The organism is Rhizobium sp. BK650, assembly GCF_014195325.1.
Lineage (GTDB): Bacteria > Pseudomonadota > Alphaproteobacteria > Rhizobiales > Rhizobiaceae > Rhizobium.
Genome location: NZ_JACIBK010000002.1, coordinates 418,327 through 439,259 on the forward strand (window position 1 = coordinate 418,327; position 20,933 = coordinate 439,259).

Annotated in this window: 19 protein-coding genes; 5 read left to right on the forward strand and 14 right to left on the reverse strand. The window is 60.6% G+C overall.

Going from position 1 to position 20,933, the window contains the following annotated elements; all coding sequences use genetic code 11:
- Window positions 1-2: 2 nt before the first annotated feature.
- The 3 genes from FHX15_RS06390 to FHX15_RS06400 form a co-directional block, all read right to left on the reverse strand.
- Entirely contained in the window at window positions 3-806 is an 804-nt protein-coding gene (locus FHX15_RS06390; protein ID WP_184394704.1) for an alpha/beta fold hydrolase, read from the reverse strand.
- A gap of 118 nt (window positions 807-924) precedes the next feature.
- A complete protein-coding gene (pgi, locus tag FHX15_RS06395) occupies window positions 925-2,550 on the reverse strand; it encodes a glucose-6-phosphate isomerase (RefSeq protein WP_184394707.1) in 1,626 nt (541 codons plus the stop codon).
- Window positions 2,551-2,690: 140 nt separating this feature from the next.
- Window positions 2,691-4,391, reverse strand: coding sequence for a long-chain fatty acid--CoA ligase (locus FHX15_RS06400; RefSeq protein ID WP_184394709.1), 1,701 nt, complete (start codon window positions 4,389-4,391; stop codon window positions 2,691-2,693).
- 251 nt (window positions 4,392-4,642) lie between these two features.
- Here FHX15_RS06400 and FHX15_RS06405 point away from each other — a divergent pair, with 251 nt between their 5' ends.
- Entirely contained in the window at window positions 4,643-5,035 is a 393-nt protein-coding gene (locus tag FHX15_RS06405; protein ID WP_183823280.1) for a PRC-barrel domain-containing protein, read from the forward strand.
- 49 nt (window positions 5,036-5,084) lie between these two features.
- On the opposite strand, the gene FHX15_RS06410 is transcribed toward FHX15_RS06405, so the two are convergent.
- Genes FHX15_RS06410 through FHX15_RS06435 form a run of 6 tightly spaced genes read right to left on the reverse strand, consistent with a single transcriptional unit; the run spans window position 5,085 to window position 11,814 of the window.
- On the reverse strand, window positions 5,085-7,535 hold the full coding sequence (locus FHX15_RS06410) for a glycoside hydrolase family 2 protein (RefSeq protein WP_184394710.1): 2,451 nt from the start codon (window positions 7,533-7,535) through the stop codon (window positions 5,085-5,087).
- A 16-nt stretch (window positions 7,536-7,551) separates the two neighbouring features.
- Window positions 7,552-7,947, reverse strand: coding sequence for a VOC family protein (locus tag FHX15_RS06415; RefSeq protein WP_184394711.1), 396 nt, complete (start codon window positions 7,945-7,947; stop codon window positions 7,552-7,554).
- 47 nt (window positions 7,948-7,994) lie between these two features.
- Window positions 7,995-8,744 carry an ABC transporter permease gene (locus tag FHX15_RS06420; RefSeq protein WP_184394712.1) on the reverse strand — a complete coding sequence of 250 codons (750 nt, stop codon included), beginning with the start codon at window positions 8,742-8,744 and terminating at the stop codon, window positions 7,995-7,997.
- Window positions 8,741-9,685: an ABC transporter ATP-binding protein gene (locus FHX15_RS06425; RefSeq protein WP_184394713.1), complete on the reverse strand. Its 945-nt coding sequence runs from the start codon at window positions 9,683-9,685 to the stop codon at window positions 8,741-8,743. Before FHX15_RS06425 ends, FHX15_RS06420 begins: the two co-directional genes overlap by 4 nt.
- Window positions 9,682-10,848 (reverse strand): ABC transporter permease, encoded by a 1,167-nt coding sequence (locus FHX15_RS06430; protein WP_184394714.1) that lies wholly within the window; start codon window positions 10,846-10,848, stop codon window positions 9,682-9,684. Before FHX15_RS06430 ends, FHX15_RS06425 begins: the two co-directional genes overlap by 4 nt.
- A 57-nt stretch (window positions 10,849-10,905) precedes the next feature.
- Window positions 10,906-11,814, reverse strand: a complete 909-nt coding sequence (locus FHX15_RS06435; protein ID WP_184394715.1) for an ABC transporter substrate-binding protein — start codon at window positions 11,812-11,814, stop codon at window positions 10,906-10,908.
- Window positions 11,815-12,247: 433 nt separating this feature from the next.
- Between FHX15_RS06435 and FHX15_RS06440 the strand changes: the two genes are divergently transcribed.
- A complete protein-coding gene (locus FHX15_RS06440; RefSeq protein WP_184394720.1) occupies window positions 12,248-13,462 on the forward strand; it encodes a LysR family transcriptional regulator in 1,215 nt (404 codons plus the stop codon).
- Between the two features lie 65 nt (window positions 13,463-13,527).
- Here FHX15_RS06440 and FHX15_RS06445 read toward each other — a convergent pair whose 3' ends face one another.
- On the reverse strand, window positions 13,528-14,160 hold the full coding sequence (locus FHX15_RS06445) for a TetR/AcrR family transcriptional regulator (RefSeq protein ID WP_184394722.1): 633 nt from the start codon (window positions 14,158-14,160) through the stop codon (window positions 13,528-13,530).
- A 119-nt stretch (window positions 14,161-14,279) separates the two neighbouring features.
- Here FHX15_RS06445 and FHX15_RS06450 point away from each other — a divergent pair, with 119 nt between their 5' ends.
- The 3 genes from FHX15_RS06450 (at window position 14,280) to FHX15_RS06460 (ending at window position 16,004) form a co-directional block, all read left to right on the forward strand.
- Entirely contained in the window at window positions 14,280-14,723 is a 444-nt protein-coding gene (locus FHX15_RS06450) for a Tautomerase enzyme (RefSeq protein ID WP_184394724.1), read from the forward strand.
- A gap of 64 nt (window positions 14,724-14,787) precedes the next feature.
- Window positions 14,788-15,183: a VOC family protein gene (locus FHX15_RS06455; protein ID WP_184394725.1), complete on the forward strand. Its 396-nt coding sequence runs from the start codon at window positions 14,788-14,790 to the stop codon at window positions 15,181-15,183.
- 95 nt (window positions 15,184-15,278) lie between these two features.
- Window positions 15,279-16,004, forward strand: a complete 726-nt coding sequence (locus tag FHX15_RS06460; protein WP_184394727.1) for a copper homeostasis protein CutC — start codon at window positions 15,279-15,281, stop codon at window positions 16,002-16,004.
- Here the strand turns inward: FHX15_RS06460 and FHX15_RS06465 are convergent.
- The 4 genes from FHX15_RS06465 to FHX15_RS06480 all read right to left on the reverse strand — a co-directional run bounded on the left by FHX15_RS06465 (window position 16,001) and on the right by FHX15_RS06480 (window position 20,834).
- A complete protein-coding gene (locus tag FHX15_RS06465; protein WP_184394729.1) occupies window positions 16,001-17,020 on the reverse strand; it encodes a zinc-binding alcohol dehydrogenase family protein in 1,020 nt (339 codons plus the stop codon). The genes FHX15_RS06460 and FHX15_RS06465 overlap by 4 nt on opposite strands.
- A gap of 65 nt (window positions 17,021-17,085) precedes the next feature.
- Window positions 17,086-18,060 carry an ABC transporter permease gene (locus tag FHX15_RS06470; protein ID WP_184394730.1) on the reverse strand — a complete coding sequence of 325 codons (975 nt, stop codon included), beginning with the start codon at window positions 18,058-18,060 and terminating at the stop codon, window positions 17,086-17,088.
- Between the two features lie 27 nt (window positions 18,061-18,087).
- Window positions 18,088-19,641: a sugar ABC transporter ATP-binding protein gene (locus FHX15_RS06475; protein ID WP_184394732.1), complete on the reverse strand. Its 1,554-nt coding sequence runs from the start codon at window positions 19,639-19,641 to the stop codon at window positions 18,088-18,090.
- Between the two features lie 203 nt (window positions 19,642-19,844).
- Window positions 19,845-20,834 carry an ABC transporter substrate-binding protein gene (locus FHX15_RS06480; protein ID WP_184394734.1) on the reverse strand — a complete coding sequence of 330 codons (990 nt, stop codon included), beginning with the start codon at window positions 20,832-20,834 and terminating at the stop codon, window positions 19,845-19,847.
- Window positions 20,835-20,933: the final 99 nt, after the last annotated feature.

Genomic DNA, 20,933 nt, shown 5'->3' on the forward strand with positions numbered 1-20,933 from the left:
GCCTATTCGATCCGATCGAGAAATGCCCGCACCTCGCGATTGAAGAGGTCCGGTTGCTGGAGCGGCGCGAAATGGCTGACATCCGGCAGGAGCACGAATTCCGCGTCCGGGATCGTCCTTGCCAGATAATCGGCATGTTCAGGCTTGATGAACTCGTCGTGTTCGCCGAGCACGATGGAAACCGGAACCTTGATGCCTGCTAGTCCTTCGGCCGTATAATTCGGCTCCGTCGACATCATCTTCGACACGTCGGCGACGAAGGCCTCGAACTCGTCAGGCGTCGCCGATAGCGCCTGGTAATCCTTCCTGTGGCGGCTGAAGCAGCGGTCGATGATAGGAGTCGCCTTGAATTCCTTGGTACCGCTGGGATCCATGTTGCAGGCGAAGAAGAACACGCCGCAGACCCGCTCCGGATTCTGGTCGGCGAGGATCAGCGACGTGCAGGCGCCGTCGCTCCAGCCGACGAAGGCCGCTTCCTCGATCCCGGCGTGATCCATCACGGCCAGCACATCGGAGGCCATCAGGTGATAGGTATAGGGACGGTCGTCACGGGTGCTGCGGCCATGGCCGCGGCTGTCGATCACCACGACCCGGTGGCCGGCCTCGACGAGATCGGGAACCTGATAACCCCAGTTGCCACTATTGCCGAGCCCGCCATGCAGCAGGATGACGGCCGGACCGGCGCCGTAACTCGCATACCAGATACGCGAGCCCTTGTTCTCGACGAAGCCCTGCTCGTTCGAAGGCGGCAATGGCGGCGCCCCCTCGGCCTCGAATCTCACCAGCTCATCATCCGTTGCAGTCATCGGCTCCTCCTCTGTTACTCCCTCTTTAGACGACGAGATGCGCTGCAATTCGACAGGGTCAAATAAAAAAGCCCACCCGGGTGACGGATGGGCTTCGATAGCAGCGAGCTCGCCGAGATTACTTCGCGAGCTTTGCCAGCGCGGCAACCAGACCCTGCGTCGAGGAATCGTGGTCGGCAGCGCTCTCCTTGCCTTCGACGACGGGCAGCAGGCCGGTCGCCAGTTCCTTGCCGAGCTCCACGCCCCACTGGTCGAAGGAGTTGATGCGGAAGAGCACGCCTTCGACGAAGACGCGGTGCTCGTAGAGCGCGATCAGGCGGCCGAGAGCGTAGGGCGTCAGCTTGTCGTAGACGAAGGTGATCGACGGGCGGTTGCCGGTAAAGACGCGGTGCGGGGCGATGAAATCGGCCTTCTTGTCGTCCATGCCCTTGTCGGTCAGCTGCTTCTTGGCTTCCGCGAAGGTCCGGCCCTTCATGAGAGCTTCCGACTGCGCGAGAACGTTGGAAATCAGAAGCTGATGCTGGTGGCGCAGTTCCGGCTCGAAGCCGTTGGCGGCGATCATGAATTCAGCCGGGATGATGCTCGTGCCCTGATGGATGAGCTGGTAGAAAGCGTGCTGGCCGTTGGTGCCGGGCTCCCCCCAGGCAACAGGGCCGGAATTGCCTTCGACCGGCGTGCCGTCGATGGTCACGCCCTTGCCGTTCGATTCCATGTCGAGCTGCTGCAGATAGGCCGGGAAGCGCGACAGGCGCTGGTCATAGGGCAGGATGGCGCGCGTCGGGTAACCCAGTACGTTGCGGTGATAGAAGCCGATAAGGCCGAGCAGCATTGGCAGGTTTTCGGTAATCGGCGCCTTGCGGAAATGGTTGTCGATGGCATGCGCGCCATCGAGGAACTTGCCGAAATTCTCCGGGCCAACGGCGATCATCAGCGGCAGGCCGATCGCCGACCAGATCGAGTAGCGGCCGCCGACCCAATCCCAGAACCCGAAGACGCGTTCGCTTCCGATGCCAAAGGCCGAGACCTTGTCGAGTGCCGTCGAAACGGCGGCAAAGTGGTGCTGAACGGCCGCTTCACCAAGTGCGTTGGCGATGAACCTGCGGGCCGTCTGCGCATTGGTCATCGTCTCGACGGTGGTGAAGGTCTTGGAGGCGACGATGAAGAGCGTCGTTTCCGGCTGAACCAGCTTCAGGATATCGGCAATATGAGCGCCGTCGATGTTGGAGACGAAATGGGCGCGCGGGCCGTCATGGAAGGGCGCGAGCGCCAGCGTCGCCATGACCGGGCCGAGATCCGAACCGCCGATGCCGATATTGATGACATCGGTGATCTTCTTGCCGGTCGCGCCCTTCAGCGCGCCCGAGCGTACGCCGTCGGCAAATTTGCCCATGGCTGTCAGCACGGCGTTGACGTCAGGCATGACATCCTTGCCATCGACCAGGACAGGCGTGTTGGAACGGTTGCGCAGCGCGGTGTGCAGCACGGCGCGGTCTTCTGTGAAGTTGATCGCCTTGCCGGAGAACATTTCCTCGCGCTTCTTTTCGACGCCGCCTTCTTCGGCGAGCTTGATGAGAAGCTTCAGGATCTCGTCGTTCACGGCCGTCTTGGAAAAATCCATCAGCAGGTCGTCAAGCGAAACGGAAAAATGCGAGAAGCGCTGCGGATCGGCTGCAAATGCAGCGCGCAGATCGGTAGCCTTGGTGGCAGCCGCGGTGCTCTTCAGCTGTTCGACGATGGCATTCATGGGAGACTCCTTTGGAGGCGGAGAGGGTTGCGGAAACTATTCTCTTTCCCGCAGTCAAATCAAGTTCAGCCATATGTCGAAATATGAAAAAAGCCACCCGTGACAAGCGGATGGCCCTCAATTTCACAAGACCGTCAAATTCAGCCGCGCAGGTCCTTGCGCAGGATCTTGCCGACGGGTGTCTTCGGCAGCTCGGTGCGGAATTCGATGAAGCGCGGTCGCTTGTAATTGGTGAGATTGGCCGAGCAATGAGCCCTCACATCGGCTTCGGTAAGATCGGGGTCTTTGCGTACGACGAAGAGCTTCACTGCCTCACCCGAGTGCTTGTCCGGAACGCCGATTGCTGCGGCTTCGAGAATGCCCGGATGCATGGCGGCCACTTCCTCGATCTCGTTCGGATAGACGTTGAAGCCCGAGACCAGGATCATGTCCTTCTTGCGGTCGACGATCTTGGTGTAGCCGCGCTCGTCCATGAAGCCCATGTCGCCGGTGCGGAAATAGCCATCCGGCGTCATCACCTGCGCTGTCTCTTCCGGCTTGTTCCAGTAGCCGGCCATGACCTGCGGACCTCGGATGCAGATCTCACCGATCTCACCCAGCGGCAGTGAATTGCCCGCCTCGTCGCGGATGTCCAGTTCTGTCGAAGGAATGGGAAGACCGATCGAGCCGGTGAATTCAGGAGAATCGAAGCGGTTGGCTGTGGCGACAGGCGACGTCTCCGAAAGTCCATAACCCTCGGTGATATGCGAGCCGGTGACCTTCAGCCAGCGCTCTGCCACCGGCCTTTGTACGGCCATGCCGCCGCCGAGCGACATGACCAGCGATGAGAAGTCGAGCTTGGCGAAGTCAGGATTGTTGAGCAGCGCGTTGAACAGCGTGTTGAGGCCCGGGAAGATATGGATATCAGACTTCTTGAATTCCTTCACCAGCCCCGGAATGTCGCGCGGATTGGCAATCAGCACATTATGGGCGCCGAGCGACATGCCCATCAGCGAATTCACCGTGAGCGCGAAAATATGGTAGAGCGGCAGCGCGCAGAGGAAGTTCAGCACATCAGGCTGCTTCTTCTTGTCGAAGGCGGATTTCAGCCAGAGCTGCAGCTGCATCTTGTTGGCAAGCAGGTTCTGGTGTGTGAGCACCGCCCCTTTGGCAATGCCGGTCGTACCTCCTGTATACTGCAGGAAGGCGATGTCGCGGCCGGAGAGCGCGACGGGCGCAAGCGTCTTTTTCGCGCCTTCGGCGAGCACCTGCCGGAAGCTTTTATGTTGCGGAATGGCCCAGGATGGTACCAGCTTCTTTTTCCTACGGACGATGAAATTGACGATATGCCCCTTGAGCCCGAGCATTTCGCCGAGAGAGGTGACGACGACATGACGCAGGTCGGTCTTGTTGATCACCTGCTCGACAGTGCGTGCGAAGTTTTCCAGAACGAAAATCGCCTTGGCACCGGAATCGTTGAGCTGATGCTCGAGTTCGCGCGGCGTGTAAAGCGGATTGACATTCACCACGACCAAGCCCGCACGCAGGATGCCATAGACCGCGACGGGGTTCTGCAGCACGTTCGGCATCATCACTGCAACCCGATCGCCTTTCTGCAGGCCGACGCTCTGCAGCCAGGCAGCCACTTTGCGGGTCTGTGTCTCTAGCTCGCGATAGGTCATCGTCTTGCCCATGCTGGCGAAAGCTTTGCGATCGGCAAAGCGCGCGCAGTTCTTTTCCAGGAGGTCGGGAAGCGATGTGAATTCCAACGGGGGAATCTGAGCCGGAACGATGTCCGGATAGGTGGCAAGCCATGGTTTTTCCGGTTTCGCACCACTCGGGTGGACGGAAATGTTGCTCATTTTCTCTCTCCCACTCGGCCGCCGAAACCCGATTTGCATCGGCATCGATCGGAAGATTCCTCCATCTCCCGCCAAGGCAGCTTATGCCATCGCTTGAACGGTTCAAGCAACTTGAAGCTACAATAACCTTAACGTAAACGTCAATATCGCCGAACGCGTGGGCGGGAACGAGAAGCGGGAACTTTGAGGCAGAGGGCGCGTTTTGCCGGTGTGGGTGAAACCACCAGGAAACGATAAAAAGGAGGTTCACAATGCTCAATCAGGATACTGACGCCACTCGCCGCGACCCTAACGTGAAGGATACGCCTACGCTGATCGCCAGCGACCGCGTTGAAGGCACTCGCGTCTATGGTGCCGATGGCAAACATATCGGTTCCATCGAGCGCCTTATCCTCGGGAAGCAGGATGGTCGCGTTGCCTATGCCGTCCTGAGCTTTGGCGGCTTCCTCGGTATCGGCCACGATCACTACCCGCTGCCTTGGGAAAAGCTCACCTACGATACCCAGTTGGACGGTTATCGCATCGATCTCACCAAGGAGCAGATCGAGGGAGCGCCAAGCTACGCGGATGATGACGACACCTGGTACAATGAGAATGGCCGCCGCGTTTATGATTACTACGGCGTGCCGCCCTACTGGATGTAACACCATCCGCGAGGACGAGCCGGATGAGGCCCCGCGAGAGCGGGGCCTTTCAGTTTGCGTTCACGAGATCATTGGCAGAACGCAGTACCGTCCCAAGGATGATATCCTCTGCCGACAGCTGCCTGTCGGTCGTTATCCGGAAGACGTGCCTTTCGCCGGGCAGCAGGGTCACCAGCATGGAATCGACGACCGCCGCCGGATCGAGCCGATCCGCCATCAGGCAGAGATCTTTCAGGAAGCTCTTTGCCGTGACAACGACCTCGTAGCCGCCTGCCGATTTCGCCAGTGAAATATCGAGCGCCGGGGCTGGAAGCTTCAGTTCGATATCCTCGACGAAAAAATGGAACGCGCGCTTGTCGAGCATCTGCACGACGATGACTTCCTCGTCCGCTGCGCCGGCCTTTGCGATATCCTCCGGTAGAGGAAATTCCTTCGCTTCGAACCGGTCGCAGAGCAGCCGCCAGAATTCGAACTCCGCCAGAACGGTACCATCGAGCCGCATGCGCTTGCCGCTGATCTTCGAGCGCCAGAACAGCGTCTGCTCGTTGACGGCGATCGCCGAAAGACCATCATCGCGCGGTTGGATGGTCAGCAGGCGAGGGTGGAAGGCCTGCTGCATCGCATACCAGAGCGGCTTGCGCCTTCCGGCGGAATCGAGTGCTGCCCAGGACGTGACGGGCCAGCAATCGTTGAACTGCCAGACGACGGCGCCCTTGCAGATATCGCGGTGCGAGCGCATGTGCTCGACGGCGAACCGGATGGCGCGGGCCTGATTGAGCTGGGTCGCGAAATGCCAGTCATCCATCGTTTGCGGCACGGGCATATGCCCGGCAAGCCCCTTGATGAGCTTGTCATTGCCCAGGGTCGCCTTCTGATGATGGAAGATGCCGCGCGATTCTGGCGTCAGCGGTTCGTCATGCACGCTCTCCTGAAGGGTCGACCATGTCGGCGGCGCTTGCCAACCGAATTCGGAGCAGAAGCGTGGGATGTAATTGCGGTAGACCTCATAACCGACGTCGTTCCACACGTCCCAGATATGCTTGCAGCCATGCCGGTCGTCATTCGGCTCGATATCCATGGAGCCCGAATAGGGGCTGCCGGGATAGTAGGGCCGGTCAGGATCGAGTTCCGCGCAGAGCTTTGGCAGGACATCGAGATAATAGCCAAGCCCCCAGCTCACGCCGGTCTTGATAATCGGCCGCCAGCCCCACTCGTCGAAGCCCCAGATATTCTCGTTATTGCCGTTCCAGATGACGAGCGATGCATGCGGCATCAGCCGCACGACATTGTCGCGCACCTCGGCGACGATCTCACTGCGCAGCGGCTCTTCTTCCGGATAGGAGGCGCAGGCAAAGAGGAAATCCTGCCAGACCAGCATACCGGCCCGGTCGCAGGCTTCGTAGAACTCGTCCCGCTCGAAGATGCCGCCGCCCCAGACGCGCAGCAGATTGATATTGGCGGCCTTCGCCTCATCGATCCGCACCGCATAGCGCTCCGCCGTAACGCGCGAGGGAAAGCAATCATCCGGTATCCAGTTGGCGCCACAGGCAAAGATCGGCACGTCGTTGATGACGAAGGTAAAGGCCGAACCATGCGCATCCGGCGAAGTATCGAGCCGCAGTGACCGGAAGCCGATTTGCTTCGAGTAGCTGTCGAGCAAATCGCCGCTCTCGTCTTCCAGCCGGATCTCCAGCGGATAGAGCGGCTGAGCGCCGAGATGATGCGGCCACCACAGCTGCGGCGAGGGGACGCGAACTTCGAACGAAACCTCCTCCGCATCCGCTTCGACGACGACCGTCTGCGTCACGTCACCGATCTCGGCCGTGAGCGTCGCCGGTCCGGCCTCGCCATGTCGCGCTATCAGCGCATGCACCCTGACCAGGCCATCACCACCGGCAAGTGTCGCCGAAACACGTGTTTCGGCAAGCCGCGCCCGATCCCAGCTTTCCAGCCGCACCGGTTTCCAGAGCCCGGCCGTGACCAGCGTCGGACCCCAGTCCCAACCGAAATTGCAGGCCATCTTGCGCATTAGGTTGCCCGGCCCCGGATAGTTGTTCGGGCGGTAGCCGTAATGTTTCTCCATCTCCGCGCCATAGGAATAGGCGGAGTGGAAGGTGACGCTCAGTTCGTTTGCACCAGATCGCAGGAGAGACGAAACGTCGAAGCGATAGGTGCGGTGCATGTTGAAGGTACGACCGATCTCCTCGCCGTTCAGCCGGATCGTTGCGATCGTATCGATGCCGTCGAACACGAGCTCCCGCATCGCGCCGTCATTCGGCCCCGCCTCGAAATCCAACCGGTAGACCCATTCCGTCTTCCCGATCCAGTCATTGGTGATCTCGTTGATATCGAGATAGGGGTCGGGGATCAGCCGGTTTGCGAGCAGGTCGAGATGCACGCAGCCAGGCACCGTTGCCGGAATGATTTCAGGCAGACCGGTTCTTCCTGTATCGTTACAGGAAAGCGTCCAGCCGTTATGGATATCTCTCCTCACGATCATGTCAGCCTCTTATGTTTTATTGAAAACGGCCGTAGCGCTGCAGCACTTCGATCTTGTAGCCGTCGGGATCGGTGATGAAGAAGAACAACCCGAAGAGCTTTCCGTCGCGGTTGAGTTCCACGAGCTTGCCGGGATTGAGGCCGAGATCCGTCAGCCGCTTATGCTCAACCTGCACTTCCTGGACCGATAAGGCGAGATGTCCGTAAGCGTCGCCAAGGTGATAGGGCTCGATACGGCCCTTGTTGACCGTCAGTTCCAGCTCGAAACCGGTCTCGTCATTGCTCATATAGATCAGCGTGAAGGTCTCGAAATCGACGCGGTCGGCGACCTTGAGCCCGAAAACCTTGCTGTAGAATTCGACCGAGCGCGCCTCATCCAGAACGCGGATCATGGAATGGATCATCTTGGCCAAGGCGGTCTCCCATTACTACTGTCTCCGCTGCCTTGGTAGCCGTCCTCTCAAGTCGGACGCAAGCCCATTCTGCGGGTGATCGCACCTTCGAGCAGGCCGACGACATCATAGATCAGCACCGCCATCAGGCCGACGATCAAGCCGCCCTGCAGGATGAAGGCGGTATTGTCGGAAATGAGCCCAGCGATGATGACCTCGCCGAGTCCCTTGGCCGCAACGGTCGAGCCGATCGTCGCCGTCCCGATATTGATGACCACTGCGACCTTCAGCCCTTCGAGGATCAATGGCAGCGCCAGCGGCAGCTCGACCTGGAAGAGACGCTGCGTGCCGTTCATGCCCATGCCGTCGGCTGCGTCCAGCACCTGCGGCGATACCTGCTTGAGGCCCGCGACCGTATTCTCGAAGATCGGCAGCAGGCCGTAGAGAAAAAGCGCGATCAGCGTCGGCGCGGCACCGAATCCAGTGGCGGGAACGGCAAGTGCCAGCACCGCCACCGGCGGGAAAGTCTGCCCGGCATTGGCAATCGCCCGCGACAGCGGCAGGAAATCCGCCCCGCTCGGCCGGGTGACGAAAATGCCGCCCAGCACGGCAAGTACCGCGCTGCCGATGATGGAGACGAAGACCAGCTCCAGATGTCCGAGCGCCAGAGAAGCCAGGCTGTTCTGCGTGTAGACCGGCGGTGCATTGTTATTGGTGAGCGGCACCAGCATGAAGGAGAGCCACTCCGTCCTGAAGATCAGGATGAGCAGCACCACCAGTGCCAGCGTGCGAAAGAGATTGGCGACGATGAATTTCATGCCTTGCGGCCCAGTTCGAGCAGCCGTTCCATCGAGATCGAACCGACCGGCGCCTGGTTGGCATCCTGCACCGCTGCCTCGTCGACGCCCTGCCAGATCATTTCGGCAAGTGCATCGCGCAGGCTGAGCGACTGTGCCAGCGAATAGGGCAGACCGGGTTTGGCGGGCTGCATGCTATCCTTCAGCGGCGTCAGCGACATCAGCTTCAGCGCCCGGTCCGACGTGCCCGTCAATTGCTGCACGAAGGGATCGGCGGGCTCGGTCAGGATCTTCTCCGGCGTCGAGCACTGCAGCATCTTGCCGCCGCTCATGACTGCGATCTGGTTGCCGAGATGGAAGGCCTCGTCCATGTCATGCGTCACGAGCACGACCGTCGTCCCGAACTGTTTCTGGATCGCAAGGAGATCGTCCTGCGCCTTGCCGCGGATGACCGGGTCGAGCGCGCCAAAGGGCTCGTCCATCAACAGCAGTTCCGGTTCGGCTGCCAGCGCCCTGGCCACGCCGACGCGCTGCTGCTGGCCGCCCGACAGTTGATGCGGATATTTCTCCGCGAAGGTTGCTGGGTCGAGATTGAAGAGGCTGAGCAGTTCTCTCACGCGTTTGTCAGTCCGGGCTGCATCCCAGCCGAGCAGTTGCGGAACGGTGGCGATATTTTGCGCCACCGTCCGGTGCGGAAACAGGCCGTGGCCCTGGATGGCATAGCCGATCTTGCGGCGAAGCTCCGTCGCCGGCACGTCCATGATATCCTGTCCGCCGACGAAGATCTGTCCCTCGGTGATCGGCACCAGCCGGTTGATCATTCGCATCAGTGTCGATTTGCCGGAACCCGACGTGCCGACGATGACGGTGATCGAGCCCTTATCGACACTGACAGAGACTTTGTCGACGACGGTTGCCGAGCCGTAGCGCTTGGTGACGTTCCTGATCTCGATCATGCTCATGCGGCTGGCCCCTGGATGCTTTCGATGACCGCATCGAGGATGACGGCCGAGGAGAAGGCGAAGAAAACGGTCGGCACGGCGCCGAGCAGGACAAGGTCCATGGCCGTCTGGCCAAGCCCCTGGAAGATGAAGATGCCGAAGCCGCCACCGCCGATCAGGGCGGCGATCGTCACCATGCCGATTGCCTGCACCAGCACGATGCGGATACCGGTGAGAATGACCGGGAAAGCAAGCGGCAGGTCGATTCCAACAAGGATCTGCCGGCGCGTCAGCCCCATGCCGGCCGCCGCATCGCGCACCGAGGGATCGACGCCTTCGAGGCCGACGACCGTGTTGGCGACGATCGGCAGCAGCGAATAGAGCACGAGCGCAATCAGCGCCGGCGCCGTGCCGATGCCGCGAATGCCGATATCGGCGGCAAGCGGCACGTTCGCGGCCAGATAACCGAGCGGCAGCATCAAAATGCCGAAGAGTGCGAGGCTTGGAATGGTCTGGATCAGGCTCAGCGTCCGCAGCACGATCGCGCGCAGTTTCGGCACCCAGAAGCAGAGGATGCCGAGCGGCAATCCGAGAACGATGGCGATTGCGAGCGAACCGAGGGCCAGAACCAGATGCGAAACCGCCTCGGTCCAGAACTGAGCCGAGCGCGTGGAAAATTCCCTCAGGATCGACAGGCTGTCGAGCATGCCTGAGGAAAGGCAGATGCCGAGCAGTGCCGTATAAGCGACGAGGACCACAACCCGCATCCAGGGCGTCAGCCTGATCTTCACCAGCGCGTCTGAAATGATGAGGCCGATGACCCCGAAGAGCACCCAGAAGCTCCCGCCCGGTGTCATGCGCGCCACGGTACTGCCGGGCGGTGTCGCAGCCGTCGCGGTCAGCCCGATGGCGGCGATCAGCGCTGCAAGGCAAAGCGTGCCGAGGGCGAGCCGGATGAAAGCGTTGCGCAGGAAGAGCGTTGCCAAGGCTGTGGCAACCAGCAGAGCCAGCAGGATGAGGACTGATGTTTGGGGAAGAAGCTGCGTCAGCAGCATCGGCCTGCCGGCGGCGATCCGGTTCGCCTTTACATAGATGAAAGGCAGAAGCGCCGTTGCGGCAATGCCGCCTGCCACCAGTACGACGCCGAGCCGGTCCAGCTTGCGGACCGCTAAGGTTTCTTCCATCGATCCACCCCTGTCCGGAAAGTGCCCCGCCCGAATGCCGGACGGGGCATCAAGCGATTACTTCAGGAATCCTTTTTCCTTCAGGTAGGCTTCTGCAACGGACTTCGCCGGCTCGCCATCGACCTGGATCTTGGCGTTGAGCTTGCGCAGCTCGTCTGCCGTCAGGCTCTGGAAGATCGGAGCAAGGATTTCCTGGATCTTCGGATTTGCCTGCAGCACGGCTTCGCGGATGATCGGGGTCGGCGCGTAGACCTGCTGCACGTTCTTGTCGTCTTCGAGAACCGTCAGTTCGGCCGCCTCGATAGCTCCGTCGGTGCCGTAGACCATCGCGGTATTGACGCCGTTCGTCTGATCGGCTGCAGCCTTGATCGTTGCGGCCGTATCGCCGCCCGACAGCACGACTTCCTGATCCGGCTTCAGCGTGAAGCCATAGGTCGTCTGGAAGGCAGGCAGGGCGCCGGCGGAGTTCACGAATTCGGCTGATGCCGCAAGCTTGGCGGCACCGCCGCCGGAAACCCACTTGCCGAAATCGGACATGGTCTTGAGCTTGTTGGGGCCGGCGACGTCGTTCCGTACTGCGAGCGCCCACGTATTGTTGGCCGGTGAGGGCGTCAACCAGACGATCTTGTTGGCGTCGTAATCCAGCTTCTTGGCTTCCTGGTAACCCTGCTCGAGGTTCTTCCAGGCGGCGTCATCGGCCTTGTTGAAGAAGAAGCCGGCATTGCCGGTATATTCCGGATAGATATCGATTTCGCCAGCCGTGATCGCCTTGCGCACGACGGGCGTTGCGCCGAGCGCGATACGGTCCTGCGTCTTGATGCCGTTGGCTTGCAGCGCGAGTGCAATGACGTTGCCGAGCAGGGTGCCTTCGGTGTCGATCTTCGACGAAACGACGACATCAGCGGCGTGGGCCGCGCCAGCCGCAAAGGCGGAAAGCGAAACGGCGAGTGCGATTTTCCTAAGCATGATTATCCCCTTGGTTGAACACCGATAAACCTCGCGAAAGCCCCGGACGCGAAGCCTGCGCGCATGAAACAACAGCCGGCAGATCGGCTTTGAGGCCATCATGCCGGAAATACGTGCGTCATGGAAATAGTGTGCGTGCCCGAAAATTCGATGCCCGAAAATCGAAGCAGCCCCCTCCAGTATTCGCTGTCGCGGCGCGATTATGGCTGTCAATGCAGATCCGTGCGCGGAATTGCATTCCCTTTTCCAAGGCCGGCGCGATTTGTTTTTGTCCCCTTGCGTGTTCCCACGGTGTTCCGGTGCTTTTGAGCGGTTCTGCCGCCGCCCGGATTTCTTATGGATTGAACGATAGCCTGCGTGTTTCTGGGCTGGGATATCTTTTTTCACGAACACGTCATATCCTCCGCCTTTTCAGTAGTTTCCGGAGAAAGACTTGCATCTCGGCTCCCTCTTCATCGCAAGCCATGTCCTGTCTTCCGGCTCCATGCGCCAGACGGCGCGCCGCTTCGGCATCTCCGTCTCGACCGTGTCTGCAGCGATCGATAATCTGGAGACGGAGCTTGCCCTGAAGCTCGTCGAACGTTCCTCCGGCGAACTGGTCGTTCTGCTTGCCGGAGGCAGAGTTCTTGAGGGCTTGGCGCCGATCCTTGCTGCAATAGGGCAGTTCGGCGACAAGTTCGGTCATCGTGAACCGGAAGCTTACGGACAATGGGCCGCCCGCATCCCGGTCAAGCTTGTCACCATGGAACGTTACCTAGAGGTTGCCGACCAGGGCAGCATCAATCGCGCGGCCCGGCGTCTGCACCTTGGTCAGCCGCAGCTTTCGCTACAGATTGCCAATCTTGAGAAATTCTTCGCCGGCAGGCTCTTCGAGCGACAGGCTCAAGGCTCCGCACTGACGGAGGAAGGCCGCTTTGCCTATACGGTCTTTTCCACCATCAGCCTTGCCTGGAACGAACTGAAATCCGCTGCGGACGAACGCTATCAGCGCGCCGCCCGCTCGCTGCGCATTGGCGCCATCATCCCGACGGGCTCGGAAAGCTGGGTTGCACGTTGCCTGGGTAGCCTCGTCGCCGAGTGGAATACGGGTCGCAACAAGAATGCCTTATCGCTGGTCTCGATGACAGCGGACGATCTGCGCGAGGCGTTGAAATCCGGGCGCATCGACGTCGCAATCCTCGATTCCGTCTTCGGCCTGGAAAGCTTCCGCCATCGCGAATTGCTGCACACGGACATGGTGGCGATCGCCCCACTTGATAGCGAGGAAGCGACCGCTACGGAACTCGTGGCTAACCATCCGATCTGCACCCCGAGTCCGCGCACCGGCATCGGCCATGCCGCCATGGCCTTCGGTTATGATCGTACGCTGCATCGCCGCCTTCGCGACCGAGACATCACCGCGGCGGATTCGCTGCCCGTCATCGTCGATCTCGTCGCCAATCACGGCTATGTCTCCTTTCTCGGCCGCGTCAGCGCCATGCCGATCGCCGACCGCGTGCGCATCGTCGAACTCGAGGAGCCTATGCCCATGTCATATCATGTGGCCTTCAATCATCGGAAAGCGGCTGCTGACGCTTGCGACCTGCTGATCGCGACCGCGGCGAAAATTGTCCCGCCACCTGTCGCGAAAGATGCCGCCTTCGCGTAAATAGGCTGCGGCAGGCCGCAGCCTGCGAAGATGAGTACGACATGTATGCCATGCGCCGTACAACTTCAGTGGTCGGCTGAACTCGAATGCACGCTCTCCAATGCCTTCTGGCCGGCCAGGCGTAACGCTGCCTGCGCTACGAGATGGGCGATCCGGTCCGACAACTCCGGGTCCGATACGGCTCGGGCAAGCGTTACGCCGCCGCTCAGCATGGCGAGCAGCACGATCGCCCGATCTTGTTGCGAACCGATAGGACTGCCTGAAGCATCGTTCTCCGGCAAACCTGCGGCGACCTCGTCGATTAGGCGCATCAGCTCCGCCGTATAAGCAGCGCGCGTATCGTCATCGGCACGCATCACGTCGGAGGAAAGGCTCGGCAAGGCGCAACTTTCGCCGAGATCGCAGGTCCGTTTGTAACCGAGATAGAATCCCACGAAGGTCGTCAGCCAATTTGTCTTGTCGCTGCCTTTGAGGGCTGCAATCCCTTGCCGCAACTCTTCCAAACCTGACTGGACGGCGGTGCGGAACGCTTGGCTCTTGGACTTGAAATGCCCATAGAAGGCGCCGTTGGTCACGCCAGCGGCCTTGGTCAATGCTTCGATGCCGCCGCCACCATAGCCTTCCTTCCGGAAAACTCGGCCCGCTGCCGCCACGATCTTGGACTTGGTCTCCTCTTTATGTTCTGGGCTGTAGCGCATAGTCGACCTTATTGAGAGTGATCGCTCTTTATGGCTTGCATAGAGAGCGATCCACGTTTATGGATAGAGAGTGTTCGGTATATATCAAATGCCGTTCTCGTTCAAATGAGGAGAACCCTATGCCCATTACGCTCACCGTGCCCGAAGGACTGCTATCGTCACAAGCCCAGGCTGAGGTCTTTTCAGGACTGACAGACGCGCTTCTCGAAGTCTCGGAACTGACTGGAAATGCCTTTATGGCGGCCAACATCGTCGGCTCGATCAACGTGTTGCCGAAGGAGCAAATCCTTGCCGGTGGCAAGATGGCGGCGGCAGCCTTTGTCGAACTCAAGCTTCCCGAGATCGCACTGACGACGCCCGAGGCAAAAAGCGCTTTCATTAAAAAGGCAACGGATATCGTTGAAAAGGCGGCCGGGGGACGGCTGAAGCGTGAACATATCTGGTCAAATATCGTCTACGCTCCCGAAGGAGCTTGGGGCATCGCTGGCCGCAGCTACGACAATGCTAGCTTGATCGAGGCTATAGTGAAAACCGGTGTCGCCGGTAGCGGTTCGCGCTGCTGAATCCCTCAAGGCCAGACTGCGAGACGCGATTTCGCAGTCTGGAAGATTATTGGGAGGTCACGTCATGCAGCTTGCCAACTACCTCTTTTTTACCGACCAGTGTGAAGCAGCGCTCGACTTCTATACCAAATGTGGCCTTGGTCGGGTTTCCGCACTCATGCGTCATGGCGAACACGGAGTGCCGCTCGCCAACGAGGCCATGCGCGGAAAGGTCATGCACTCCCGCTTCGAGGGACCGGGTCTTCTTTTCTTTGCATCGGACAATCACGATGCCGAGCCGATGCGAGGCTCCGCTCACATGCTCATCATGGACTACCGCGCCATTACAGATGAATTATTCGCGACACTTGCCGACGGCGGCAAGATCACCACTCATCTCGCGGTGCAGCCGTGGGGAAGCTATTACGGCAAACTCACCGATCGGTTCGGCGTCCAGTGGATGTTGGATTGTCTATCGTAGACAGTCCTGCGATAGACATGCGAAACGTAATAGCCGCCGCGCAGAATAGAGCGCTGTAGCCGGCGATTGGCGGTATTTGGCGGAGGAAGAGGGATTTGAGGACGGTTTTGCTGGAAGTGTGCGTCGATAGCGCCCAGGGCCTCGAGGCGGCAATCGAGGGCGGCGCTGGCCGCATCGAGCTCTGCTCGGCGCTGGAGCTCGGCGGGCTGACGCCGCTGCCGAGCCTGATGCGGATCGCGGCGCAGGCGCCGATCCCTGTCTACGCGATGATCCGCCCGCATGCCGGTCCCTTCATCTTCGACGCGACGGATGAAAAGGCGATGCTGGCCGATATCGATGCTGCCAGAGCCTCAGGCCTTGCCGGCGTCGTCATCGGCGCCAACCGGCCGGACGGCACACTCGACATGCCGCTCATTCATCGCTTGAAGGCCCATGCTGCCGGCCTCGGTTCGACCCTGCATCGCGCCTTCGATCTGGTACCCGATCCGGATGCCGCACTCGAACAGGCTGTCGAGCTCGGCTGCGAGCGCATCCTCACCTCAGGCTGCGTGCCGAAGGCGCTCGATGGACTGGAAACGCTGAAGCGCATCTCCGCCAGGGCAGCCGGTCGCATTTCGATCATGCCAGGCAGCGGCGTGCGCCCGAGCAATGCCGCCGAAATCCTGCGGGCGACGGGTGCTCGCGAAATCCACGGCTCCTGCAGCTCGACCGTTGCCAGTGCCGATCCGCGCGCTGTTTCCTTCGGCTTTGACGTGCCGACCTCGAACCGCACCGATGTCGAGGTCGTCAGGCAGATGCGTGCCGCGATCGATACGCTTTAATCGGCGACCTTGATCACGGCCTTGATGAGGCCGCTCTTCTCATGCGCCCAGCGGGCAAGATCGCGCGGCGCATCGGCAAGCGTCGTGCGATGCGTGACCAGCTTGTCGACCGGAACGAGGCCCTTGGCGATCGAATCCGCGACATGTTCGAAGTCGACGCGCGTTGCATTGCGGCTGCCGATGACCATCATTTCCCGCTTGTGGAATTCCGGATCGGAGAAGCGGATATCGTCTTTGACCACACTGACGAGCACCAGCGCGCCGCCATGGGCGACAAAGCTGAATGCCTTCTCTATCGACGGTCCAAAGCCTGTCGCGTCAAAGACGACATCAAAACCGTCGCCGTCCGTCTTGGCCTTTACGGCATCTGCGGTCCCATCATTGGCGACGATGCCTGACGTAAAGCCGAAGCGCTCCGAGGCCATCTGCAACCGTTCCGCACTCGTATCCAGCAGCGTCACATCGTGACCGGCAATGCGCGAGAAGATTGCCGCGCCAAGGCCGATCGGGCCTGCCCCGATGACGAGCGAACGGGAGCCCGCGGGCGCCAGGGATCGGCGTACCGCATGCGCCCCAATGGCCAGGAATTCGACGGTCGCCGCAGCTTCCAGGCTGAGCCCCTTGGCAGCGTAGAGATTGCCCGCAGGCACCACGATCTCCTCGCAGAAAGCGCCGTCGGTATGAACCCCGAGTACCTTGATATTGGTGCAGCAGTTCGGCTTGCTCTGCCGGCAGGCAACACAGCTACCGCAGGAAAGGTAAGGATTGACGATCACCGGCGTGCCCGAGGCCATCGCCACGCCGTCGCCTGCTTCGAGCACGGTCGCCGAGATCTCGTGTCCCATTACGCGCGGATATTCGAGGAACGGATGCTTGCCCTCAAAGATGTGATAATCCGTGCCGCAGATGCCGACATGGCTGACGGCAAGCCGTACCCAGCCGGGTGCCGGTCTTTCGGGGGAGGGGCGCTCGACGAGATCGAGGACGCCGGGTTCGCGGCAAAGGACTGCTTTCATGACGGTTCTCGCATTGCTGAAATGAAGAAAGCCGGCCCTCTGGGCCGGCTTCGTTTGTATCTCGCTCAGCCCGCCCGGCGCCGGCGAAGCTGATCGAAGTAGACGATGACGATGATCAGCAGGCCGGTGATGATGCGCTGCCAGAACGAGTTGACGTTCAGAAGGTTGGCGCCGTTGTTGATGGTCGCCAGAATGAAGGCACCGATCAGCGGGCCATGCACGGAGCCGACGGCGCCGAAGAGGGACGTGCCGCCGATGACCGAGGAGGCGATCGCCTGCAATTCCCAGCCGTCTGCCTGTGTTGCGTTGCCGATGGCAATACGCGAGGCAAGCAGTACGCCGACGAAAGCTGCAAACGAAGCCGACAGGACATAGGCGAGGTAGATCATCCCCTTGACGTTGACGCCGGAAAGGCGCGCGGCTTCCGCATTCGAACCGACCGCGAAGAGATAGCGGCCCCAGCGGCTCAGATGCAGGAAGACGAAGGAGGGGACCGCCACCAGGATGACCATCCAGAACAGGCTTGGAACGCCAAGGAAATCGGCGCGGGCGAAGTTGCTGAAGCCCTCGTCGGTGATGCTGATCGTCGAGCCGTTGGTGATCAGCAGGCCGATGCCGCGCAGCGATGTCAGTGTCGCCAGCGTGATGATGAACGGCGGCAGGCCCATATGCACGATGCCGAAGCCATGGAAGGCGCCGATCGCAATGCCGATGGCCAGCGTCAGCACGATCGCGGCCCAGAGCGGCACGCCGGTCTGTAAGAGCCAGGCGATGATGACGGTGCAGAAGCCGACGATCGCGCCGACCGAAAGGTCGATGCCGGCGGTGATGATGACGAAGGTCTGGCCGAGGGCCAGGATCGCTGTCATCGCGCCTTGGCGTAGCAGGTTGGAAATGTTGAGCGGCGTCCAGAAGGCCTCGGTAACGAAGCCGAGCACGATCCAGAGGAAGATCAACAACCCGATCAGCGTCAGGCCGAACAGAATGTTCATCTTCCGGCGCGGCGGCGGCGCGACGATTTCGGTGGGGGTGACAGTCATGAGTTTTCTCCCTCTTAGTCTTTTGGCTCAGACGCCGATCGCTTCGCTGAGCACTTCTTCATGCGTCGCCGCGTGGAAATCATGGCTCGCAACGAGCTTGCCGCTGCGGAAAACGTGCAGCCGGTCGGCCAGTTCATAGACCTCGGGCAGGTAGGAGGAGATCAGGATGATGCCCGCCCCCTCCTTCAGAAGCTTGGCGAACAGCCGGTAGATTTCCGCCTTGGTGCCGACGTCGACGCCGACGGTCGGCTCGTCGAAAATGAAAAGCCGGGCGCCGTGGCTCAACCACTTGCCGATGACGATCTTCTGCTGGTTGCCGCCCGACATGCTGGAGGCGGGCACACGCCGGCTCGGCGTCTTGATGCTGAGATCGCGGATCTGCTTGTCGGCATTTGCCGATTCGCGTGTGTGGTTGATGACCGGGCCGTTGCTGAGGCGTCCGAACACCGGCAGGTTGATATTGAGGCCGATCGGCAGGTTGAGGCAGAGCCCCTGGTCGCGCCGGCTTTCGGGCGCCAGTGCAATGCCAAGCTCCATCGCGGTGCGTTCGTTCCTGATGTCGACGCGCTTGCCCATCCAGTGGATTTCGCCCGCACTTGTCGGCTGGCGCCCATAGAGCCCGAGCGCGAATTCGCTGCGCCCGGCGCCGATCAGCCCATAAAGTCCGACGATCTGTCCTGCCTTGACGGAGAGCGTCACGTCCTCGAAGCCCGGGCCTGTGAGACCCCTGACGTCGAGGATTGTCTCGCCGATCGGAATGTCTTCCTTATGGTAGATCTGCTCGATTGAGCGGTTGATCATCAGCGCGATCAGCTCGGCCTCATTGGTCTCGCCGATCAGGCGTGTACCGACATGCGTGCCGTCGCGAAGCACCGAAACGCGGTCGGCAAGCTCGAAGACTTCTTCCATGCGGTGGCTGATATAGACGATGGTGACGCCCTCGCCCTGCAGACGGCGGATCAGCTTGAAGAGCTGGGCGGATTCCTGACGGGTGAGATAGGCGGTTGGCTCGTCGAAGATTAGGAACTGCGTGCCGCGCATGGCCGCGCGTGCGGTGGCGACGAGCTGCTGCTGACCGATCGTCAGCGAACTCAGAAGCGCACCGGCTGGCAGGCCGAAACCGAGATCGTCGAGGACGGACTGCGCCATCTTCTCCATCTGCTTCCTGCGCATCAGCCCGTAACGGTTGACCTCGTCACCGAGGAAGAGGTTGGCGGCCACGGTCAGGTGCCGGCAGAGCACGACTTCCTGGTGGACGGCGTTGATGCCGCGGGCGATCGCCTCGTTCGGCGTCGACAGTCCCACCGGATGGCCGCACCACAGCACCTCGCCCGCCGTGCGGGTGATGACACCGGTGAGCAGTTTGATGAGTGTGGATTTGCCGGCGCCGTTTTCGCCGACGATGGCGTGGATTTCACCGGCAAGGAAGGTCAGCGTCGCAGGCTTCAGCGCCTGCACGTGACCGTAATTCTTCTGCAGGCCTTTCAGTTCGAGGATAGGCGATCCGGCGGGAATTCGATTGGCTTCTTTCAGCGTCGCGCTGTCATCGTGGCGATGACTGACCTCTTCCAGTCCGACCATGGACCTCTCCTCCTCTTGTCACGTCTGCTCCATCCCTGGTGAATCATACCATGGATGAGAAAGGCCGCGCCGGTTTTTACAGCGCCGCGCGTCTTTTAAGACACGCAAAGGACGCTGTAACACTTTGAGTTTCTGCATAATTTTGTCCTTAGATCGATCCGATTTAAGGAATTATGCAGTAGCCGGCGCGGCCGTCTGTCGTCTTACTTGATCTTCGGGTTCAGCAGCGCGTCGATCTTCGGCTCTTTCATGTTCGCCTTGGTGACGAGGTTTGCGCCGGTATCGACATTTGCCGGGACCTTCTCGCCCTTGGAGACGGCAAGAGCGGTCTTGATGCCGTCATAACCCATGCGATAGGGGTCCTGAACGACGAGGCCGGCAATCGCACCATCCTTGAGGAAGCCGACCGTCTTGTCGTCACTGTCGAAGCCGATGACCTTGATCTTGCCACCGAGCTTGTTTTCGGCGATCGCCTGGCCGACGCCCTGCGCCATGATCAGGTTCGAGGCGAAGACGCCGACGAGCTTCGGATTTGCCGTGATCAGGTCGGTCATCATGTTGAGGCCGGTCGTTGCCTGGCCGTCGCCGTACTTATCGGCGACCACCTTCAGGCCCGGATGCTTGGTCTTGATCTGATCCAGGAAGCCTTCGCGGCGCTGTTCCAGCGAGCCGACGCCGGGAAGGTTGGTCAGGATGACGACGTCGCCTTCTTCCTTGCCGGTCGCTTCCTTGATGGCGGCGGCAAGGCCGTCGGCAGCGATACGGCCGCCCTGGACGTTGTCAGTCGTCAGGAACGACTTGAATGCCTTGGAGTCGGCTGCCGAATCGATGCCGATGATCGGAACGGACTTGGCGGCTTCATCGATCGGCTTGCCGAGCGCCTTGAACTCGGTGGGCGAGATCACGATGGCGGCCGGCTTGCCGGCAACGGCGTTTTCCAGGATCGAGATCTGGCCGTTGATGTCGGATTCGGCCTGTGCGCCGAGTTCCGGCACTTTCACGCCGAGATCCTTGCCGGCCTTGCGTGCGCCGGCCAGAACGATCTGCCAGTAGAAAGACGTCGTGTCCTTGACGATGATCGGGATCGTCACCTCGGCGGCAAAGGACGCGGCCGGCATCGCCGTGGCGATGACGGCAGCGCCTGCAAGTGCCGTAAAGGCGCGGCGAGACAGAATGGATTTCACGATATTCATAAGGGTTCTCCTCTCAGGTGCGTTCTCCTCCAATGAAACCGGACCGCTGAACGCAGGCGGACGATTTTTATCGATAAAAAACATTTACGATGAGAAGCT